The 20,560-nt window shown below is 39.3% G+C and carries 19 protein-coding genes and 1 tRNA gene; 2 read left to right on the forward strand and 18 right to left on the reverse strand.

The genetic code is table 11. The features are described 5' to 3' along the window. Window positions 1-207 precede the first annotated feature (207 nt). The 17 genes from DKM50_12000 to nusA all read right to left on the reverse strand — a co-directional run bounded on the left by DKM50_12000 (window position 208) and on the right by nusA (window position 18,087). Window positions 208-1,266: a tRNA preQ1(34) S-adenosylmethionine ribosyltransferase-isomerase QueA gene (locus DKM50_12000; GenBank protein ID PZM78277.1), complete on the reverse strand. Its 1,059-nt coding sequence runs from the start codon at window positions 1,264-1,266 to the stop codon at window positions 208-210. Next, window positions 1,259-1,864, reverse strand: coding sequence for a hypothetical protein (locus DKM50_12005; protein PZM78278.1), 606 nt, complete (start codon window positions 1,862-1,864; stop codon window positions 1,259-1,261). The genes DKM50_12000 and DKM50_12005 overlap by 8 nt, the downstream gene beginning before the upstream one ends. Continuing rightward, window positions 1,861-3,525, reverse strand: a complete 1,665-nt coding sequence (locus tag DKM50_12010; GenBank protein ID PZM78279.1) for a ribonuclease J — start codon at window positions 3,523-3,525, stop codon at window positions 1,861-1,863. The genes DKM50_12005 and DKM50_12010 overlap by 4 nt, the downstream gene beginning before the upstream one ends. Before the next feature lies 1 nt (window position 3,526). Then, window positions 3,527-4,411: a 4-hydroxy-tetrahydrodipicolinate synthase gene (locus DKM50_12015; GenBank protein ID PZM78280.1), complete on the reverse strand. Its 885-nt coding sequence runs from the start codon at window positions 4,409-4,411 to the stop codon at window positions 3,527-3,529. 24 nt (window positions 4,412-4,435) lie between these two features. Further along, a complete protein-coding gene (locus DKM50_12020; GenBank protein PZM78281.1) occupies window positions 4,436-5,026 on the reverse strand; it encodes a hypothetical protein in 591 nt (196 codons plus the stop codon). Between the two features lie 6 nt (window positions 5,027-5,032). Then, window positions 5,033-6,049, reverse strand: coding sequence for an aspartate-semialdehyde dehydrogenase (locus DKM50_12025; protein ID PZM78282.1), 1,017 nt, complete (start codon window positions 6,047-6,049; stop codon window positions 5,033-5,035). Between the two features lie 72 nt (window positions 6,050-6,121). Next, on the reverse strand, window positions 6,122-6,853 hold the full coding sequence (locus DKM50_12030; GenBank protein PZM78283.1) for a 4-hydroxy-tetrahydrodipicolinate reductase: 732 nt from the start codon (window positions 6,851-6,853) through the stop codon (window positions 6,122-6,124). Window positions 6,854-6,948: 95 nt separating this feature from the next. Then, window positions 6,949-7,395 (reverse strand): dUTP diphosphatase, encoded by a 447-nt coding sequence (locus tag DKM50_12035; protein ID PZM78284.1) that lies wholly within the window; start codon window positions 7,393-7,395, stop codon window positions 6,949-6,951. Beyond that, entirely contained in the window at window positions 7,392-8,642 is a 1,251-nt protein-coding gene (locus DKM50_12040; GenBank protein ID PZM78285.1) for an insulinase family protein, read from the reverse strand. The genes DKM50_12035 and DKM50_12040 overlap by 4 nt, the downstream gene beginning before the upstream one ends. A gap of 101 nt (window positions 8,643-8,743) precedes the next feature. Beyond that, window positions 8,744-10,828 carry a polyribonucleotide nucleotidyltransferase gene (gene pnp / locus DKM50_12045; GenBank protein ID PZM78286.1) on the reverse strand — a complete coding sequence of 695 codons (2,085 nt, stop codon included), beginning with the start codon at window positions 10,826-10,828 and terminating at the stop codon, window positions 8,744-8,746. 58 nt (window positions 10,829-10,886) lie between these two features. Further along, window positions 10,887-11,168: a 30S ribosomal protein S15 gene (gene rpsO, locus DKM50_12050; GenBank protein PZM78287.1), complete on the reverse strand. Its 282-nt coding sequence runs from the start codon at window positions 11,166-11,168 to the stop codon at window positions 10,887-10,889. Between the two features lie 133 nt (window positions 11,169-11,301). Continuing rightward, window positions 11,302-12,198, reverse strand: a complete 897-nt coding sequence (locus tag DKM50_12055; protein ID PZM78288.1) for a riboflavin biosynthesis protein RibF — start codon at window positions 12,196-12,198, stop codon at window positions 11,302-11,304. Further along, the gene (gene truB, locus DKM50_12060; protein PZM78289.1) at window positions 12,182-12,850 is read right to left on the reverse strand and encodes a tRNA pseudouridine(55) synthase TruB; all 669 of its coding nucleotides are present in this window, start codon (window positions 12,848-12,850) and stop codon (window positions 12,182-12,184) included. The genes DKM50_12055 and truB overlap by 17 nt, the downstream gene beginning before the upstream one ends. A gap of 208 nt (window positions 12,851-13,058) precedes the next feature. Next, window positions 13,059-14,006: a hypothetical protein gene (locus DKM50_12065; protein ID PZM78290.1), complete on the reverse strand. Its 948-nt coding sequence runs from the start codon at window positions 14,004-14,006 to the stop codon at window positions 13,059-13,061. Window positions 14,007-14,016: 10 nt separating this feature from the next. Further along, a complete protein-coding gene (locus DKM50_12070) occupies window positions 14,017-14,385 on the reverse strand; it encodes a 30S ribosome-binding factor RbfA (GenBank protein PZM78291.1) in 369 nt (122 codons plus the stop codon). A gap of 8 nt (window positions 14,386-14,393) precedes the next feature. Continuing rightward, window positions 14,394-16,880 carry a translation initiation factor IF-2 gene (locus DKM50_12075; protein PZM78292.1) on the reverse strand — a complete coding sequence of 829 codons (2,487 nt, stop codon included), beginning with the start codon at window positions 16,878-16,880 and terminating at the stop codon, window positions 14,394-14,396. Window positions 16,881-16,971: 91 nt separating this feature from the next. Then, window positions 16,972-18,087 carry a transcription termination/antitermination protein NusA gene (nusA, locus tag DKM50_12080; GenBank protein PZM78297.1) on the reverse strand — a complete coding sequence of 372 codons (1,116 nt, stop codon included), beginning with the start codon at window positions 18,085-18,087 and terminating at the stop codon, window positions 16,972-16,974. Window positions 18,088-18,537: 450 nt separating this feature from the next. Between nusA and DKM50_12085 the strand changes: the two genes are divergently transcribed. Together DKM50_12085 and DKM50_12090 are read left to right on the forward strand one after the other, a co-directional pair. Continuing rightward, on the forward strand, window positions 18,538-19,794 hold the full coding sequence (locus DKM50_12085; GenBank protein PZM78293.1) for a hypothetical protein: 1,257 nt from the start codon (window positions 18,538-18,540) through the stop codon (window positions 19,792-19,794). 52 nt (window positions 19,795-19,846) lie between these two features. After that, window positions 19,847-19,920: transfer RNA gene (locus DKM50_12090), tRNA-Gln, on the forward strand. 177 nt (window positions 19,921-20,097) lie between these two features. On the opposite strand, the gene DKM50_12095 is transcribed toward DKM50_12090, so the two are convergent. Further along, entirely contained in the window at window positions 20,098-20,502 is a 405-nt protein-coding gene (locus tag DKM50_12095; protein ID PZM78294.1) for a hypothetical protein, read from the reverse strand. Window positions 20,503-20,560: the final 58 nt, after the last annotated feature.

Raw genomic sequence — 20,560 nt, forward strand, 5'->3', positions numbered from 1 at the left:
ATACAGCTCCTTCTTACTTAAACAGGATATAAAATCAATCAATAAAAAACAAAACGCATTAGATATTCAAAATATTAGAGTAAATCAAATAAACATAGATTTAAAGGTTACATTGAGATAAATAATAAAGACAACTATATTTTTGATTATAATATTTAAATAAAGAGTAAGTCAAATAGTGAGAACTTGACAAAAAAAATTGTAAGCTCAGGATATAAACATTGCATCCCCAAAACTAAAAAACCTATAGTTTTCTGCTTTGGCGATAGTATAAGCATTTAAGATGGATTTCCTGTTATAAAACGCAGAGACAAGAAGCAATAGCGATGAACCGGGAAGATGAAAATTAGTCACAATTCCATCAACTACCTTAAACTGATATCCGGGATAAATAAAAATAGAGGTTTTTCCTGATAACGGCGTTATCTCTCCAGTAATCATTTCGTCAGCGATTGTCTCAAGAACCCTAACGGAAGTTGTACCAACAGCAATAACCCTGTGTCCGGAAGCTTTCGCTTGATTAATAGCTTGTATTGCTGAGGAGGTAATTTCATAATACTCTTCATGCATGATATGGTCGGTTATCACTTCTGCTTTGACCGGCAAAAAAGTACCTAACCCAACATGGAGCGTCACATCAACTACGGTTATGCCTTTTTTCGCAATTTCTCCCAGTAATTTTTCAGTAAAATGCAGGCCGGCGGTCGGAGCCGCAGATGATCCTCGCTTCGAAGCAAATACCGTTTGATACCGTTCTTTCAATTCACAAGGAGAAAGCCGGGTGCTCTGTAAATTAATGTATGGGGGAAGCGGAACATTTCCGATAGCATCAATGATTTCCCAGAAATCACCCTGATACCGAAATTTTACAAGCCGTTTTCCTTCTTCACAAAAACCAATAATCTCAGCCGCCAGGCTATTAGAAAAAAATACTATGTCGCCTAATTTCAGGCGTTTTGCCGGGCGACAGATTACCTCCCAGATATCTTGTCCTTTCTCTGACAACAACAAAAACTCAATCTTAGCGCCAGTCTCTTTCCGGCCAAAGATCCTTGCAGGAAATACACTCGTGTTGTTTCGCACAAGAACATCCCCGGGATTAAGATAATGAACAAGATCGTGAAAAAGTCCATGATTGATTGTGTTATGTTGTTTATCCAGCACCATTAATCGGGAATTATCTCGTTTTTGCGCCGGACTTTGGGCAATATACCGCTCTTCGAGCTGATACTCGTACGATGACAACTGAAAGTTTTCATCATGCATTATTTGATCCATCCTCAATCTTTTGTAATATCCGAGTAACCTGTTTGATACTCCCCTTCTGTTTTTTTTCAGCAGAAAATCTCTCATATTCCGAAAAAATACATCCGCAATACTGTTGTCGATAAAGTTTCTGTTTAATAGCATTCTTCTTCCCATTATGAAACAGAGAACGAAAATCATGATAGAAAAAATCGACGGAATATTTCTTGGCAGCCTCCTGTCCAAGACGAATAATCAAATCATGGTTCTGATAAGGGCTTACCAGCAACGTGGTTGAAAACGAAGAGTATCCTTCTTTGCGTGCCTGATCGGCAGTTGCCTCAAGCCTTCTTTTATAGCATTGCTCACACCGGGAAAGACCAAATGAATTGTGACCAATAACTGACTCGATATCATAGGTGCCATCAATATAAAAACCGAGTCTTTTTTTTTCCATAAAGGATTCAAAACTTTTTAACCGCAATTCAAACTCAACGTAGGGATGAATATATGGGTTGAAGAAATAGAAAGCTCCGGACAGAAATGGCTGGTCCTCTACCCAGTCAATTATTATACTGGAACAAGGGGCACAGCAGGCATGGAACAAAATTTTCTTCATATTTCCAAAATGCTGGGAACAATTAAAGGCCGGCGCTTTGTCTGCGTATAAACATACTCGGAGAGATCTTTCATCAAGGTTTTCTTCAGACTTTTCTTCTCATATTCAGGTTCTGCCGAATTATAATCTGCGATGATCTCTTCAATCTTCTGTATTATGTCCGCCCTTAGTTCTGGAGCTTCTTTCATATAGATAAACCCTCTTGTATGCAACTTCACCTCAGACAACAGTTGGCTGGTATCTTTCCTGAGTGCAAACGAAGTTATTAGAATACCATCTCGTGAAAGCAGCTTTCGGTCCGCCTGAACTATATTATACGGTTCATCTTCAGCAAGTCCGTCAATGAGAACAGCTTCACCCGGAACGTGATCAACAACTTTACCTTCATTATCAGAAAAAGCCAGAACATCTCCGTTTTCCAGAACAAAAATATTATTCCTTGGGATTCCAACGCTGTCGGCCAATTCTGCGTGGGCAACGAGATGTCGGTATTCACCATGGATCGGAATAAAAAACTTCGGACGGACCAGATTTATTAACAATCGAAGCTCTTCCTGGCAAGCATGCCCACTTACATGAACTTCAAAGTCCTGTTCATAGATAACTTGAGCCCCTCTGCGAAATATATTATTAATAACCTTATTAACCCCTTTTTCATTCCCGGGAATAGGAGTACCGGACAGTACCACACAATCATTTTCATTGATACTGATACCTTTATAATCTTCCCTGCTCATTCGAGCGATAACACTCATGGATTCTCCCTGACTGCCCGTCGTAATAATAAGAGTTCTTTCAGGAGGAATACTTTGCAATTGATGCAGAGAAATCAGGGTATCATCTTGATAATGAAGATATCCGTTTTCGTGTGCTTTTAATGTAACTTCTTCCATACTTCGCCCGATAACAGCAACTTTGCGATGATGTTTGCGTGCAGTATTAATTGCCTGCTGGATACGATGAACATTGGACGCGAAGGTGACAATAACAATTCTTTTATGAGAGGCTTTACGGAAAATTCGGTCAAAAGTTTCCCCGACCACTCTTTCTGACAACCCGAATCCCTCGGTATCTGCGTTAGTACTATCAGAAAGGAGCGCAAGCACTCCCTCGTCACCTAACTGCGCAAAACGGTTCAAGTCCATGACCTTGCCGTCAATCGGCGTATGATCAACTTTGAAATCGCCGGAATGGATAATTGTTCCAACCGGAGTCTTAATACTTAACGCCACCCCATCAGGGATACTATGGCTGACTCGCATGAATTCGACTTCGAATTCATCGATGATAACTTTTTGTGCCGGCTTAACAACATTAAGCAAATCCTCAGAATACATATTTTTCCTTAGTTTTGACTCGGCCAATGCTAAGGTAAGCTTTGTTCCATAAATAGGCACCGTTATTTCTTTAAACAGATTATAAAGTGCCCCGACATGGTCTTCATGCCCATGGGTCAAAATAACTGCTTTAACTTTTTCTTTGTTTTCCCGTATATAAGTAAAGTCAGGAATAACCTTATCAATTCCAAACATCTCAGAATCAGGAAACATCATCCCGACATCCACAATTATAATGCTCCCGTTATATTCGAAAGCCATCATATTCTTTCCTATACCATCAAGACCCCCCAAAATAATTAATTTTAAGTTTTTATTATTCAAATTAAATCTTCTTTATTTGTTGTAAGACTGAGCAGATCTCAGCTTTTTCCTTATCGGTAGCATCAATAAGCGGCAAACGAGGCACGCCAACCTCTTTCCAGCACATCGACAATGCAGCTTTTACAGGTGTAGGGTTAGCTGTGATAAACAAAACTTTAAATAAAGGCATGAGCACCTCATGAAGAGCATCAGCGGCAGCAACCTCCCCCGAAACATAAGCATTTATCATTTGGCTCATTTCCTGACCAGCCACATGAGCTGCAACAGAAATAATTCCATACCCTCCTGCTTTAAGTACAGGTAGCGTCAGAGCATCATCCCCGCTATAGACCATAAAATCTGAAGGAGCCTGTTCGATGATGGACTTGATCTGGTTAAGGTCGCCGGAGGCTTCTTTAATTGCTACATAATTATTAATCGGCGATAATCTCTTAACCGTATCGGGTAGCATATTAACACCTGTCCTCCCGGGAATATTGTAGATTATCAAAGGGAGCTTTGTTGACTGGGCAATCGCGCTGAAATGTTGATACATCCCTTCTTGAGATGGTTTATTGTAATAAGGAACAACCACCATTGCGCCGTCAATACCTATATCCTGAGCCACCTGGGTCGAATGAATTGTAGTCCTTGTACAATTTGAACCCGTCCCGGCTATGATTGAGGCTTTCTTACCAACTGCAGATTTGACTGCCCTATATAGCTCAAATTCTTCCTCATGCGTTAACGTAGGAGATTCGCCTGTTGTTCCTGTAACGACGATTCCTTCAGTACCGGTTTGAACAAGCATATCAGCTAAGTCTGCAGCTTTTTTATAATCAACCGCACCTTGTCCATCAAATGGAGTTATCATCGCGGTTAATAATCTTCCGAATCTTTCTCTCATTATTTTCCTCCTTGTTATTATAAATCATTTTTTTAAAATATAGGTTACATCATTAGGCAGGTAATCATGCCGAACAATTATATACTGAGTATACTTACTACAAAGCGTAAATACCTTTTCGGGCTGGTAATAAAAGAAAAAATCATCTTTCATTTTCTCTGGGGCATAGCTGCTTAAAATATTAAAAGCGATACCTTTCGAAGTACCCTCCCACATTCTTTCAATCGAATGATCAAGATAATTATAATTATCTCCTACCTTAATGTTAAATGAGCCGGAAGCAAAAGCATAGTCATACTCTTCATTATCATCATCATTTAGATCTCGCAACAGAAACTTCGATCCTGGATGATTTTCCCTCGCACAAGAAATCATCTCGCTGGAAACATCAATTCCAGTATATTTGATACCCTCATAATATTCGTTCAAATATTTACATAAATCACCTAACCCACAACCTACGTCCAATACATGGGAATTATTAAGGTCCGCAATAGTTGTCAACGTATCAAAGCGCACCTGTTGGGTTTCAATAGAAGCCCAACCTAACGCAAGGAAATCATTTCCAAATAATTCTACATTCTTGTCATAATGCCTTGCAATTATCTTATTCATAAATTCCTAAATTATTTTTTGTTTAATTAATTCTTCAGCAATTTGAACAGCATTCAGCGCTGCCCCTTTTCGCAGGTTATCGGAGACTACCCAGAGATCTATTCCGTTTTGGCAGGAACAATCTTCCCGAATTCTGCCGACATATGCAGGATCTTTTCCGGCAACCTCAATTGGAGTCGGATATTTATTATTCTGCGGATCATCAACAACTTCGACGCCAGGAGCTTTCGATAAAAGATCTCTTACTTCCTGGGCTGTTATTTTTGTTATTGTCTCAATATTCACCGACTCGGAATGTCCGACAAAAACAGGGACACGCACAGTGGTTGCAGTAACTGCAATTGTTTCATCTTCCATAATTTTTTGTGTTTCTAAAATCATTTTTTTCTCTTCTTTAGTATACCCATCCTCAAAAAAAACATCGATATGAGGTATCAAATTAAAGGCAATCTGCTTCGTGAATTTTTTTGGGGTAACACTTTTCCCATTTAGCAAAGCAGCCGTTTGAGCTGCCAATTCATCAATTCCAGCCTTACCGGCTCCAGCCACTGCCTGATACGTGGAGATTACGACACGCTTTATTTTTGCTTTATCGTGAATTGGCTTAAGAACAACCACTAATTGCGCAGTAGAGCAGTTTGGATTAGCTATAATATTAGAATTATACGTTTTCAAGGCGTGTGCATTGACTTCAGGAACAACTAAGGGGATATCTTTTTCCATTCTGAAATGACTAGTATTATCAATTACTTTAACTCCTTTGGCAGCCGCAATAGGTGCGAACATAGCACTTACCGATGCACCTGCTGAAAACAAAGCTATCTCGATATTATCAAAAGAACTTTCGGTTAATTCCTTAACCATAATTTTTTCGCCGTTATATTCAATCTTTGTGCCGGCTGACCTCGCTGAGGCTAGCGGGAACAATTGAGCAACCGGAAATTTTCGTTCCTCCAATACCTTTATCATTTCTGTCCCGACTACACCGGTAGCACCAACAATTGCAACATTATATTTTTTCATATCAAATCCCCTTTCATAATTCTTCAGCACGAAATAACACACGGATGTTTCGAAAGAATGTGATCATAGGGTTTAAATAATATTTTCTAACCCATAGATTAATTCATTGATTGTCATAACCTTTTTTACAGCCATGATAACTCCCGGCATAAATGATTCTCTGCTAATTGAATCGTGCCGAATAGTAAGCGTCTGACCAAGAGTACCGAAAATCACTTCTTGATGAGCAACGAACCCCGGCAACCTCACTGAATGAATGTGAATACCCCCGGCATTTGCTCCTCGAGCGCCTTCTAAATTAACAACCTTATCCTTAACATCTTTGTTAAATTCCTGCCTCACATTTAACATCAGCTGAGCTGTTTTCACAGCAGTCCCTGATGGAAAATCTTCTTTTTTCTCATGGTGCAGCTCAACAATTTCTGCACAATCCAGATATTTCGCTGCTTGAGCGGCAAATTTCATCATAAGAATCGCGCCAATGGCAAAATTAGGAGCAATAATTGCACCTATATTTTTCTCCCTGCACATGACTTGAAGGTCAGCTATTTCATTTTCGTTATAACCAGTGGTACCTACAACAGGACGAGCTCCATGCTCGATAATAGTCAAAAAGTTCTCCAGTCTAACTGACGGATGAGTAAAATCAACAACAACATCGGCTTTCGTATCTTTAATCATCTGAGCGAGATCATCTCCGACATCTACGCCTCCTGCCATCTGCAGTTCAGGATCTTTGACAATAGCTTTAGCAATTTCCTGCCCCACACGGCCTTTATAACCGCTTACGATTACGTTTATCATTATCTATCATCTGCCTTTCACAATTATATATGCATTATTATTTAATCAAATTCTTGCAAATAATCAATAGCCTATCTTTATAATTTCTTAGTTCATCATACCCCGGTATGTCCAAAGCCTCCACTTGCCCGGCTCGTTACCGTAAGATCTTCACTTTTTATCCAACGCACCTGCACTACAGGCGCAACAATCATTTGGGCAATTCTATCTCCTCTTCCGATTTCAAAAGGTTCACTCCCAAGATTGATCAATATTACCTTAATCTCACCTCTATAATCAGAATCAATTGTTCCCGGAGCATTAGGAATTGATATACCTTTTTTAAGGGCCAATCCACTTCGTGGGCGAATTTGAGCCTCATACCCTTCAGGAATTTCTATTGAAATCCCGGTTGAAATTGCCTTTATTTCACCAGGTAAAAGCATTTCAGGCTGATCGATTGCAGCGTACAGGTCCATGCCCGCGGCTTGTTCACTCATGTAACCCGGCAACGGAAGATCTATACTATGTAACTGTTGTATCTTAACTCCAATTATTTTCATAGAATACCTGAAAAATGATCCTCATTTGTAAATGGCCCGATAGCAGTTAAGCATAATTTTTCTGGCAAGAACAGTGTATTTGCGATAGAAGTAACGTCTTCAAGGGTAACAGCATTAATTGAAGAAAAAACATCCTCAACAGTAAAAAACTTATCAAAATAAAAAAAGTTCTTGCTATTCCAGCTCATCCTGCTATTAGAGCTTTCCAACGACAAGACCATGTTTCCCTTAAGATGCTCTTTCGCTTTCTTAATCTCTGCTTCGGAAATATCTCCGCCCCGGATCTTGCTTAGCTCAGCCATTATCAGCTGAACAACTTGCCTTGAGTTTTCAAGACTTGTGCCACTATAGATAGCGAACAGTCCTCCGTTACGATAATATGATTGATAAGAATATATGCTATAAGCCAGGCCTCTTTTTTCTCTGATTTCTTGAAAAAGCCGGGAACTCATCGACCCACCTAATATCGAATTAAGCACAGCCAATGTATAACGGCTCTTATCTTTATAAGAAAATCCATTACCTCCAAGGCAAATATGGACCTGTTCCGTATCTTTTTTCCATATTTTTATACCAGGAAAAGAGGTAGGCGGTTCGTAAACAATTGTAGCATTCTGTTTTCTCATTGAGTCAAAACGAGCACGTATCTCAGGAATGACATCTTGAAAAGAAAAATTACCGGCTAATGAAATAACGATATTATTGGGCACGTAAATGTCCTGGATATAGGCATCAAGATCTTTTCTCTCCAAGCCTTTGATGATCGACTTATCACCTAATATCGGCTTGCCCATTGAATGACCCTGCCACAATGAGGTTATAAACAAATCATGAATAAGTTCATCAGGGGTATCCTGATACATTTTTATTTCTTCGAGAACGACTTTTTTTTCCAGATTGATATCTTTGCTTTTTATCGTGGAATTAAGGAAAATATCGAATAAAAGATCCATTGCCCTGAATATATGGGAATCCAGAACAACACTATAGAACATAGTCGCTTCTTTGTCCGTATAGGCATTTAATCTGCCACCGAGTTCATCAAGTGTCTTTGCAATTTCCAGCGCACTTCTGCGCTTGGTCCCCTTAAAAAACATATGCTCGATAAAATGGGATATCCCGTTATTATGAGAAGTTTCCTGATTAACCCCGGCACCTACAAGGATTCCACAAGCCACAGATCTCACATGAGGGATCTCTTCTCCGACAACTACCAAGCCATTCGCAAGTACTTCTTTTTCATACATAATAATTCACATATTTCCGTAATTCATTAATAGACAACAATACAGAGCTCATGAGAACATAAGCTCTGTATTTATATGTTACCTTGATTTTATAGCTATACTCATACGTCTCTGGCAGTAAGATTGACTCTGCCCATGTTATCAATTTCTTTTACTTTCACTCGGATTCGATCACCGATATGAAGAACTTCTTCAACAGTCTGAAGTCTTCTTTCACTAATCTGCGAAATATGCAGAAGACCTTCTTTTCCAGGCAAAACTTCAACAAATGCACCGAAATTGGTTATTTTCACAACTTTCCCATTATATACTTCGCCAACTTCTACATCTCTTACCAAGTTGAATATTTTTTCTTTCGCCATATTTAATGAATTTTCATCAACCGAAGCAATCATTACTCTTCCATCATCTGCGATATCGATCTCGACTCCGGTTTCCTCAATAATTCCCTTTATAGTCTTTCCTCCGGGACCGATCAAAAGACCGATTTTATCCTGAGGTATCATTAAAGAAACTATTCTAGGTGCATAGCTTGAAATATTGTCTCTTGGCTTATCTATTACAGATACCATATGATCTAACAGTGCCATCCTTGCAGTCTCTGCCTGAGCAAGAGATTTCTGCATGATTTCTTTTGTTACCCCAAGAATTTTGATGTCCATCTGCAAAGCAGTAACACCTTCCTTGGTACCACAAACCTTAAAATCCATATCCCCTAAATGATCTTCCAGCCCCATGATGTCAGTCAAAATAGCATACTTTTCTTCATTATCTTTAATTAATCCCATTGCAACACCTGCAACCGGACGAACGATCGGAACCCCCGCGTCCATGAGCGACAATATTCCGCCGCATACGGAAGCCATAGAAGAGGAACCGTTTGACTCTAAAATTTCAGATACTAACCTGATCGTATAAGGAAAATCTGCCGGTTGCGGCAACACAGGCATAATTGCTCTCTCTGCCAATGCACCATGTCCAAGCTCTCGACGCCCTGGACCACGCATAAAGCCCGTCTCTCCAACAGAAAATGGAGGAAAGTTATAATGCAGAAAAAACTTCTTTGAAGACGTAATATCTAACCCGTCAATGGTTTGTTCATCACCAGCAGTGCCTAAGGTTGTAACCGCAAGACTCTGGGTTTCTCCCCGCGTAAACAGTGCTGAGCCATGTGTACACGGAAGCACACCGACTTCACTGGACAACGCTCGAATTTCATCTAATTTTCGACCATCAGCTCTTACATGATCATTAATGATAATTTTTCTGAAAATAGCCTTTTCCAGCTCATGAAAAGCACGTTTGACAATCGTTTTCTGCTTCTCAAATTCTTCTCCGAACTTCGTCTTTGCAGCTTCTAAAACTTCTTCTTGAAGTTGGTCAATAGCATCGTAACGTGCCTGTTTTCCTTCGGTTCTAATTGCCGCCTCAAGCTTCTGGGAAAAATTACCATTTACCCATTCAGCGATGTCCTGAGGGACAAGATCAAGAGTATACTGCATTTTTGGTTGCCCAACTAAAGCAACCAGTTCTTCCTGCAGCGTAATAATTTCTTTAATTGCATTATGACCGAACTCAATAGCGTCGATCAAAAGCTTCTCAGACACTTCTTTTGCGCCTGCCTCAACCATTGTAACGGCTGCTTTAGTTCCGGCAATAGCGAGGTCAAGCTGACTTATAGCTAATTGTTCAGGAGAAGGGTTCATAATAAACTCATTATCAACATATCCCACGATAACTCCTGCAGCAGGTCCCGCAAATGGAATTTTCGAGACTGATAGAGCTGCCGAAGCGCCTACCATCCCAAGAACGTCAGGAGTATTAACCCCGTCGTACGACAATACTGTTATAACAATATGAACATCATTTCGAAATCCTTCAGGAAACAAAGGACGAATTGGTCTGTCGATCAATCGTGATGTTAAGGTCGCAACCGTTGAAGGCTTCGACTCTCTCTTAAAAAAACCGCCAGGAATCTTTCCTGAAGCGTACATCTTTTCTATATAATCTACTGTTAACGGAAAAAAATCAGCGCCTTCCCGAGGTGCCGACGAAACTGTTGCAGTTGCCAATATAACAGTTCCTCCTGAAGTAACAAGGACCGACCCGGAAGCCTGTCTTGCCATTCTCCCTGTCTCAATAATAATTGTTTTACCGAAAATCTCTTTACTAACTACTTGCTTCATCTATTATCCTTCCTAAAAGTGCTAATTTTTTACAAAAAAAAAGCGGGTATGACCCGCCTTATTCTTTAAGACTTAGACGCTGACAAACTTCTTTATATTTGCCGGGATCTTTTTTACTAAAATACTTCATAAGTCTTTTTCTTTTACCAACAAGCATCAAAAGACCGCGACGTGAATGGTTATCTTTTTTATTAACCTTCAGATGCTCAACTAAATGATTTATCCTTTTAGTTAACAAAGCAACTTGAACTTCTACAGACCCTGTATCGCCTTCATGAAGTTTAAACTCTTTAATAACATCCTTTTTTTCAAGCTTATCAAGCTCTACCGTTGAACTCATTTCCAACCTCCTAATAATTTAACACTCAAAATAATTTATCCATAGTAAATACTGTGGATTTTATCTTACCATATTTATAAAAAGATGTATATAAACAAAAACTTCATGCCCAGCAATAAGCAATAAGCACTCGTCATCGACTTGTGATTCTCTCTCTAATACATAACACATCTTTTGATATTTGAGCTTTCAAGTCATCAAGCGAAGAAAATTTTATTTCATTTCTCACAAAAAAAGAAAAATAAAGTACGACTTTTTTTCCGTATATATTTTGATTAAAATCAAAGATATGGGCTTCGATAATCAGGTCATCATGCTTAGTAGTTACTGAACCTTCCTGAACTTCCAAAGCCACATTAATTGCACAGTCGTGTATCTGCTGGTCAACTAGTATCTTGCCACCATAAACGCCCTGAGGCGGCAGGAGCTTATCTGGAGGAACAACAAGATTAGCAGTAGCAAATCCAAGAGTTCTCCCAAGCTGTTTCCCATGACCGACAACTCCAAAAACAAAATACTCTCGCCCTAACAATTTATTTGCGTCTTCTATCATGCCGTTACCGATCAGACTTCTGATATAAGAACTTTTAATGATAATACCATCCTTCTTGACCTTATCAATGACTTCTACGCGAAAATCATACTCCTTCCCGAAACGGATCAAGTCTTCCACCGTCCCGGACCTGGACTTTCCAAATACATAGTCATACCCAACAATAACGGCATCAATCGACAACTCCTTGATCAATATCTCTTCAACGAATTCCCGAGGAGATAATGCAGCAATATCTTGAGAAAACTGCAAGACAAGGAGATGAGGTATCAAGCTTTGTTTTTCTTCTAAAGTTGTCAGTAGTAATATTCCGTCATTATATGGCTTCGTCAATATCTGCGGATGAGGATTAAATGTCATAACAAAAGATGATTTTTCAATCAGTTTTTGATGTCCTTTATGAACTCCGTCAAAAACCCCTAAAGCAACTTTTCTTTCATAATGATAATCTATTATTTCCTTATTTTTTATGGGCATTTTCAAATTCCTCTAATGTGATACTATCACGTTCATTATAATTACCGACCCTAGTCCTGATAATAAACGAGGCAAATGCGCCGCACCCCAAATCATTTCCGATATCGAAACATAATGTCCGGATATACGTTCCACTTGAACAGGAAACCCGCATCGTCACTTCAGGATTATCTCCGGGAGTTATTTTTTCAACGGCAATATCATGGATGGTTATCTTACGCGGTGCCCTCTCGACCTCTATCCCCTGTCTAGCCAGTTCATAGAGACGTTTTCCATTATGATGGACTGCGGAGAACATCGGTGGAATTTGCTCCTGTTCTCCTTTATATTTCTTCACAATCTCAAGGATACGATCATCGGCGATAGCTACACTCTCTTTTTTGATAACCTTCCCTTCCCTATCATAGGAATCGGTAATAATACCCAACGTCATTCCTACCACATATTCTTTTGTAGTATTTGCTATAGAAGATATAGTCTTGGTATACTCTCTTCCGATACAAACAACGAGAACACCTTCCGCACCGGGATCTAGTGTTCCTGCATGACCTACTTTTTTCACCTTAGAAATCCATCTGATTTTCTTAACTACATCATGAGATGTTAATCCGAGCGGTTTCCAAATATTATATATTCCCTGTATTTCTTCCATTATTCCTTGTCCATATTTTTATTGTTATTCAGTTGATATTACACAAACATATTTCAGGGATAGCATAAATAACAAGCCAATCCCCCCATCGTAGTGCAGATCAACATTATGCTTTTTGACATACTGACTAACAGCTGCATATCCAACTACAACATTTTTTCCAAATTTAGACTTAAAGACAGGGCCGCAAAGGCTACTATCCCCGAAACTACGACCTGTTAATTACTTCTTTTATATAATCAAGTACCTGGTGTTGTACATCAGTGGCATCACCCGTCATAACTACCCCGGCAGCCCCTTTGTGTCCACCTCCGCCAAAATGGGCAGCAATACTACTAACATCAACGTGCCCCTTGGAGCGCAAGCTTACCTTATATTTTTTTTCTTCTACTTCTTTAAATATCAAGGCTACCTGAACATTTTCTACTGTCTTGAGAAAATCAACAGCCTCGTAAGACAATGCAGACGCCGCCAATGGTTGTACCGTCCAAATAATAGCTCCATCAAGGTCCACCTCCGCACTTGCAAGTGTCGTGCCAAGATCTCGCAATTCCTCAAGGCTTTTTCTTTCAAAAATAGCAGCCAAAGTTTCTGGCATATTAAAGTCGTATTCCATCAACTTACCTGCGGTTATAAGTGAATGTGAATTAGTATTAGGAAAGCGGAATCCCCCGGTATCAGTATAAACCGAAACGTAGAGACAAGCGGCAATATCCTTTGTAAGGGATAAGTTATTCTGCTCCGCAAATATATAGATCATTTCCCCAACGGATGAATAGGTACCAATCCAGTTAATATCGCCAAACATGTTATTATCGGAATGGTGATCAATATTAACTACACAGGGAACAGCCTGACGAAACTTTTGATAGCCATCGACCCGCTTTTCATTGCCGCAATCAAGTGCAACAAGTACATCGAGAGCATCTTCCTCTTCAAAAGTAGTTTTAATATTTTTTCCAAACCGTAAAATATTATAATTATAGGGATATTCATTGGGGACATAAAGAATAATGGTCTTATTAATCTGTTCCAGAAGAAAGGCTAACGCGGACATAGAACCTAATGCATCGCCATCAGGATTCATATGCCCGACTATTCCAATCCTCGATGCCTTCGTAAATGTATGATATATTTCTTCAGTTTGGTAAACCATAAAATACTATCTAACGTTTGTCATCGGATGTCAGATCTTCACGCGCATGGTCTAAATATTTTAATTTTCCAATCATTTCAACTCCATGCTCGATTGACCGATCATCAATAAATGTTAAATCAGGCATCTGCCGTATCTGAAGTATTTGTGCTAGCTCTCGTTTTATGAACCCTTTGGCATGCTTCAGCCCGGCAATTGCCTTTTTCCTATCCTCATCCGTACCATAAGTACTTATATAGACTTTGGCATAAGACAAATCTTTGGTAACTTCAACATTCGTCACGCTCACAAACCCAATACGGTTATCATGCACTTTTGCTTGAATGATATGTGATATTTCCTTTTTTATTACTCCGGCGATTCGAATTTCGCGATTCATTGTCATCCCTACTTTTTCTCAACCAAATCATAGACCTCAACAAGGTCCCCAACCTGGAAATCATTAAAATCTTTAACAACAAGTCCGCATTCATAGCCTTCTTTAACTTCTTTTGCATCTTCCTGGAATCGTTTAAGCGAACTTAATCTGCCTTCAAATATAGCCGCATTATTTCTCACAACTACAATATTCGAGGATTTTTGTACACGCCCGGACTTAACTATACATCCCGCGATAGCTCCCACCTTCGAAAAGGTAAACAGCGCTCTGACTTCAATTAAACCAACTCTTATCTTTTCAAATTCCGGTTTTTCCATACCTTCGAGTACTGATTGAACATCTTCAATTATCTTATAGATGATATTGTACAACTTTATGTCGACGCCCTCATCTTCAGCAATCTTTCGAACTTCGCCATTAACAGGAACATTAAATCCGAAAACAATAGCTTCAGAAACTTTTGCAAGCATTATGTCAGATTCAGTAATAGAACCTGTCCCGCTATGAACAATATTTAAATGCACTTTCTCTGAATAAAGTTCGGTAAGAGATTTCTCAAGAGCATCTACAGATCCTTGAGTATCAGCTTTTATAAGGATATTAAGGGTTGCTACTTCACCTTCCTGAATACGTTTTGAAAAACTCTCAAGTGATAACGTACGTTTACGACGCTTCTCTTCCTCTAACTCTATTCTGCGCTTATCGGCAATAGATTTTGCTTCCTTCTCACTTTTTACAACCTGTACAATGTCTCCAGTTGTCGGCACCTGAGATATCCCCAAAATTTCTACCGGGGTGGATGGCGGGGCTTCAGTAATCGGATTCCCTTTATAGTCAAGCATTGCACGTACTTTTCCAAAAATCGGTCCGATAACAAAAGAATCTCCAACACGTAAAGTACCGCTCTTAATAATGGCTGTAGCAACAGGGCCACGGTTACTGGTAAGCTTAGCCTCGATAATAATACCTTGAGCATCTTTATTTGGGTTCGCCTTTAATTCTTTTAGTTCAGCTACAAGGGTGATCATCTCCAGAAGTTCTTCAACACCTTGCCCGAACTTAGCAGAAATCGGAATACATACCGTGTCTCCGCCCCATTCTTCAGTAACGAGTCCAAACTCAGTAAGCTGTTGTTTAACTCTTTCAGGGTCGGCATCAGCTTTATCAACTTTGTTAATTGCAACAATTATTGGAACTGCTGCTGCTTTTGCATGGTCAATCGCTTCTTTCGTCTGTGGCATAACGCCATCATCAGCAGCGACAATCAAGACAACAATATCTGTAACTTGAGCACCACGTGCCCGTATTTCCGTAAAAGCTTCATGACCAGGAGTATCAAGGAATGTAATCATTTTATCCTTGACTTTAACCTGATAAGCTCCAATATGCTGCGTAATACCGCCAGCTTCCTTATCTACAACATTTGCTTTTCGAATAGTATCAAGAAGCTTTGTTTTACCATGATCAACGTGACCCATGATAGTAACAACAGCGGGACGCAATATAAGATTTTCCTCTTTTTCGTCGAGCTGGGAAAGAAGCATCGCTTCTTCCCTTTCTTGTTTTTTGCTAATAACTTCTTTTTGCTCTAGCACAATATTAAAGGGTTCGGCAAGTTGTACGGCAAGAGAATAATCAATTTCCGAATTAAGTGTTAAAAGCATCCCTTTTGACAAAACAACTTTCATGATATCTCCAAGCCCAACCCGAAGAGTATCTGCCAATTCTTTAATTGTAAACTGTTGTTTATCTATCTGAATAATCTTTACACTACCATCGTCTTCGACATTCTCTTCCTGCTCAATGACAGGCTCTTTATCTTGTTTCTGTTTTCTCTTTTTTTCTCTTTTTTGACGTCGCTGACTCTGCTTTTCCTTTATTAACTCTTGTCGTTCTTCTTTACTTTTAATATCTGACTTTTGATCTCGCTTTTTTTCTTCTTTAGGTGCCGCCGTTGTAGCAGGAGCCGCTTCTCCAGCTGGCTTCTCTCCAGGAGCAGGAGCAATAACAATTGTGGTTTCCTGCCGTCTTTCAGGCTTTGTTTCAGACTCCTTCATTGTAATAACACGCTGAACTTGCTGCGGCAATCTCTTATTTGTGTCTGGTAATTCTATCGTCTGCGGTTTAGTTTTTTGGATTTCAGATGGGTTTTCTTGTTTTTCGCCTTCTTTTTTCATTTCCGGTATAGCTTCTATTGGTTTACTTATTACTTCCGGAGCACTTTCCACTTTAAGAGCTTCTGCTGCCGCTGCTGCTGCCACAGCTGCTGCTTCTGCTTCTCTTTCTTTAACTTCGCCTATCTTACGAATAATTAACTTAGGTTTTTGAACAACATTTTTAGGGACAAAATAATCTCTTATCTTGACTGCCTGATAATCGTCGATCGTTGAATTATGCCCAACCACCTTAACTCCAAGCTTAGCAAGAGCATCGATTATATCTTTCGTACTTCTGTTCAAATCCTTTGCCAATTGATATATTCTAATTCTTGACATAAGAGTTTATATCCCCCTCACTAACAAATTATAGGTATAATAACCATAAAAATAATTCAATATGCATCTACCACTCCGTAAGTTTTTCAGGTCATTCCTGATCTTCTGTCGGAAGCGTGTTTTCTTCTGCTTGTCTCTTCGCTACTTCTTTAATCAAAATTTCTTCCTGCTCTTTAATATGCTGCTCTTCAACTGCTCGAATATCCGATAACTTCAAGATATCAATTTTCCAATTGGTTAATTTAGCTGCCAATCTGACATTTTGTCCACCTTTTCCAATCGCTAATGAAAGCTGGTCATCCGGAACTGTAATTTCAGCCTTTTTTTCCTTTAAATCTACGATTTTTATTCTGGCTATTTTCGCAGGCTTCAGAGCATTCGAAATAAGCGTTTCAGGATCTTCCGACCATTCAACGATGTCAATCTTCTCATTTCCGATCTCCCTGATAATTGCCTGGATCCGACTTCCCATTTTTCCAACGCACGTACCTACCGCACCTATATCCGGGTTATTTGACTTAACAGCTATCTTTGATCGCGATCCCGGATCACGGGATACACCCTTAACTTCAATAATTCCATCTTGTATTTCCGGTATTTCTAATTCAAACAATTTCTGCAGCATCCTAGGATGTGATCGAGAGGTAACAACTTGAGGTCCTTTCGGTGTTTTCCTAACTTCTACGACATAAAGTTTAATCCTATCCTTAGGTTTATAGATCTCTCCAGGGATTTGATCACTCGGACCTAAAATGGTTTCGATTCTTCCCAAATTAATAAGAATATTTCTGCGCTCAAGCTTCTGAACAACACCAGAAATAATAGTACCTTCCTTGCCTTTAAATTCATTAAAAATTGAATTTTTTTCTGCTTCTCTTATCCGCTGAATAATTACCTGCTTAGCTGTCTGAGCAGCAATTCTACCAAAATCATCTGGAGTAACCTCTATTTCAAGAATATCTCCTACCTTAAAGCTGTCATCATATTCCATAGCTTCTTCAAGAGATATTTGCGTTTCTTCATCAGTTACTTTTTCGATAACTTCTTTCTCTGCGAACACTCTAGTCTCACCGGTTAGCTCATTGAGCTCTACTCTCAAGTTTTCAGCATTTTCAAACTTCTTCTTGCATGCTGAAAGTAACGAATCGGATATAGCCCGCACTAATACAGACCTATCAACACCCCGTTCGCTTTCTATTTGAGCCATCACCTGTGAAAAATTATCTATCAGTATCATTATTCAAATCCTCCCTTTTACACCACTTTAATCAGGATCATTACTCACTATTTTCATCAATATGATTATATTTTTATAATAAAAAAGAGTGGGGTCCTCCCACTCCTTTGTACAGTTTCTACGTTCACCACATACTAGCATAATGATAGGTCCAATGCAAGCGACAATACCCAGACCTCGCTACATTACCCGCAACAAGAAGGAAATCTGCCCCCTCAACAGCAAACTCAACCAAACATAATAGTGATAAGAACAACAAACCTTTCGTACCAGGCAAGTTATAAAAGTTGAATTAACTCTCCAGTATGTATATACTTAAGTAGATACCTACAAATAGCTATCTCATACATTTTTCCAGGATAAATAAGCTACCTTAGCTAATTAATTTTTACTGTATCATTAGAGAAAGGATTTAAATTCGTGGCAAAAAAAAATTCAAATTCCAAAATATATAGATTTATTATCTACCTGGTTTTCCTATCAATATCAATCGGATTGCTTATTCTTTCACTTACGAATCAGTCTCAAACACTAATCATTACTTCGTACATGACACTGTTTCTGTGTTTTATAATCCTCATGTTCAAGCATTGGCGACTCTCAATTCGGGTTCACTTCTTTTCTGAAAAATTACAGGAATCTCTTCAAAATGCCAACACAGGCGTTACAAACACGTCGCTAACCTGTGACGATCAGGATATTCTCGCCGATAGCGCGTTCCTGTACAATTCTTTTTTCCAGGAATTCAATGGATTTATACTTCTAATGAAAAGATTTGCGGTTGATATGGAAGATTCATCCAAAATGCTATCTAATTTCAGCAAAGAGGCGGATTCATCATCTCTCCAGGTATCCAAATCAATTGAAGAGATTGCCAAAAGCGCAATGAATCAGAGCAATATGCTTTACAAAGCTAACTTCACAATTAAAGACCTTGCTCGAGCAATTGACTCTATAATTCAAAATACGTCTACAATCACCGAACAATCAAACAAAGCAGCGCAAATGTCCTTAAAAGGGTCGGATATAGTTAAATTAACGCTAACCAATATGAATAATATTAAAGAAGCAGCACAAAATTCTTCACAGACGATATCCGGACTAGGAAACAAATCAAAACAGATTGGGGAAGTTGTTCAGGTTATAGAAGAAATCGCGAACCAAACGAACCTTTTATCATTAAATGCGGCTATCGAAGCGGCAAGAGCCGGCGAACACGGCAGAGGGTTTGCCGTTGTTGCGGAGGAAGTCAAAAAACTTGCCGACAAATCAACAGAAGCGACAAAACAGATTGCTGATATTATCAAACACATCTTAATTGATATCGATATTTCTATTGATGCAATGCACACTACAACCGAAAAGGTCAAAGAAGGCTCTAATACTGCAGAACAAACAACCACTGCACTGGAAAATATATTCTCCAGCATCCATGAAGTTGTTGAGCAGGCTGAAAATATATCTGCGGCTATTGAAGAGATAGCTGCCAGTGCAAACGAAGTTGTTTTTTCCATGGACAAGATTACTGAGATCGTTCAGGGCAACGCCTCTGCCGCTGAACAAATATCATCAGCAGCCGAAGAATCAAACGCTTCGTTGGAAGAAATATCAGCAACGAGCAATAAACTGGCAAGCATATCCAATGAGGTCAACAAGTTGCTCACAAAATATGTTTAAAAAAATAGTTATTGACATAATTCCTTGTTATTTCTTATAATTCCTTAAGATTTCGCCCGTAGTGTAATGGTAGCACAACTGGTTTTGGTCCAGTTTGTCGAGGTTCGAATCCTTGCGGGCGAGCCAGTTTGTACAAGTGGCATTATTATATAGTAGTTTCCCAAGCTCAGTCCAATTAACAGTAGGCTTCCCGTCAATTATAACACGCGCCAAGATTTTACAATGGCTTAGGTCGAACTCAGGTTGAATAGAAGAATGGGAAAATGCGTGCGAAAACCTTTGAGCCATAGAAGGCGCAGCAGTTTATAAAAAATCCAGAGGACTTCTGATATTCTTCTTGAAGGAAGCGACAACGTGTGTATAGATCATTGTCGTATCCAGATATTTATGCCCGAGCAATTCCTGAATCGTCCGAATATTTACCCCGGATTCCAGCAAATGGGTAGCAAAACTATGACGGAGGGTGTGGGCGGATATTTTTTTGGGTATGCCGGTTTCAGAAGCAGCTTTATTAATTGATTTTTGAACACTTGATTCATGTAAGTGATGTTGATACACCTTCCCGTCACTTTTGTCTATGTAATAAGACGGGGCGGGAAACAGCCACTGCCATATCCATTCCGAACTGGCCGAGGGATACTTGCTGGATAGAGCATCAGGAAGTTTGGCTCTACTCCGAAGATGGGGGAATCCAGATATTAACGACATAGTATTTTAACCCACAATCTGTAATTTTCAAAGTTTCTAAAACCGTAAGCCCTTCTTG

It is taken from the genome of Candidatus Margulisiibacteriota bacterium (assembly GCA_003242895.1).
Taxonomy (GTDB): domain Bacteria; phylum Margulisbacteria; class Riflemargulisbacteria; order GWF2-39-127; family GWF2-39-127; genus GWF2-39-127.

Excerpts from the sequence above, each read along its gene's own strand:
- DKM50_12000 (PZM78277.1), bottom strand. The coding sequence starts at position 1,266 with ATGCATGATGAAAACTTTCAGTTGTCATCGTACGAGTATCAGCTCGAA.
- DKM50_12005 (PZM78278.1), bottom strand. The coding sequence starts at position 1,864 with ATGAAGAAAATTTTGTTCCATGCCTGCTGTGCCCCTTGTTCCAGTATA.
- DKM50_12015 (PZM78280.1), bottom strand. The coding sequence starts at position 4,411 with ATGAGAGAAAGATTCGGAAGATTATTAACCGCGATGATAACTCCATTT.
- DKM50_12020 (PZM78281.1), bottom strand. The coding sequence starts at position 5,026 with ATGAATAAGATAATTGCAAGGCATTATGACAAGAATGTAGAATTATTT.
- DKM50_12025 (PZM78282.1), bottom strand. The coding sequence starts at position 6,049 with ATGAAAAAATATAATGTTGCAATTGTTGGTGCTACCGGTGTAGTCGGG.
- DKM50_12030 (PZM78283.1), bottom strand. The coding sequence starts at position 6,853 with ATGATAAACGTAATCGTAAGCGGTTATAAAGGCCGTGTGGGGCAGGAA.
- DKM50_12035 (PZM78284.1), bottom strand. The coding sequence starts at position 7,395 with ATGAAAATAATTGGAGTTAAGATACAACAGTTACATAGTATAGATCTT.
- DKM50_12040 (PZM78285.1), bottom strand. The coding sequence starts at position 8,642 with ATGTATGAAAAAGAAGTACTTGCGAATGGCTTGGTAGTTGTCGGAGAA.
- pnp (PZM78286.1), bottom strand. The coding sequence starts at position 10,828 with ATGAAGCAAGTAGTTAGTAAAGAGATTTTCGGTAAAACAATTATTATT.
- rpsO (PZM78287.1), bottom strand. The coding sequence starts at position 11,168 with ATGAGTTCAACGGTAGAGCTTGATAAGCTTGAAAAAAAGGATGTTATT.
- DKM50_12055 (PZM78288.1), bottom strand. The coding sequence starts at position 12,198 with ATGCCCATAAAAAATAAGGAAATAATAGATTATCATTATGAAAGAAAA.
- truB (PZM78289.1), bottom strand. The coding sequence starts at position 12,850 with ATGGAAGAAATACAGGGAATATATAATATTTGGAAACCGCTCGGATTA.
- DKM50_12065 (PZM78290.1), bottom strand. The coding sequence starts at position 14,006 with ATGGTTTACCAAACTGAAGAAATATATCATACATTTACGAAGGCATCG.
- DKM50_12070 (PZM78291.1), bottom strand. The coding sequence starts at position 14,385 with ATGAATCGCGAAATTCGAATCGCCGGAGTAATAAAAAAGGAAATATCA.
- DKM50_12075 (PZM78292.1), bottom strand. The coding sequence starts at position 16,880 with ATGTCAAGAATTAGAATATATCAATTGGCAAAGGATTTGAACAGAAGT.
- nusA (PZM78297.1), bottom strand. The coding sequence starts at position 18,087 with ATGGCTCAAATAGAAAGCGAACGGGGTGTTGATAGGTCTGTATTAGTG.
- DKM50_12095 (PZM78294.1), bottom strand. The coding sequence starts at position 20,502 with ATGTCGTTAATATCTGGATTCCCCCATCTTCGGAGTAGAGCCAAACTT.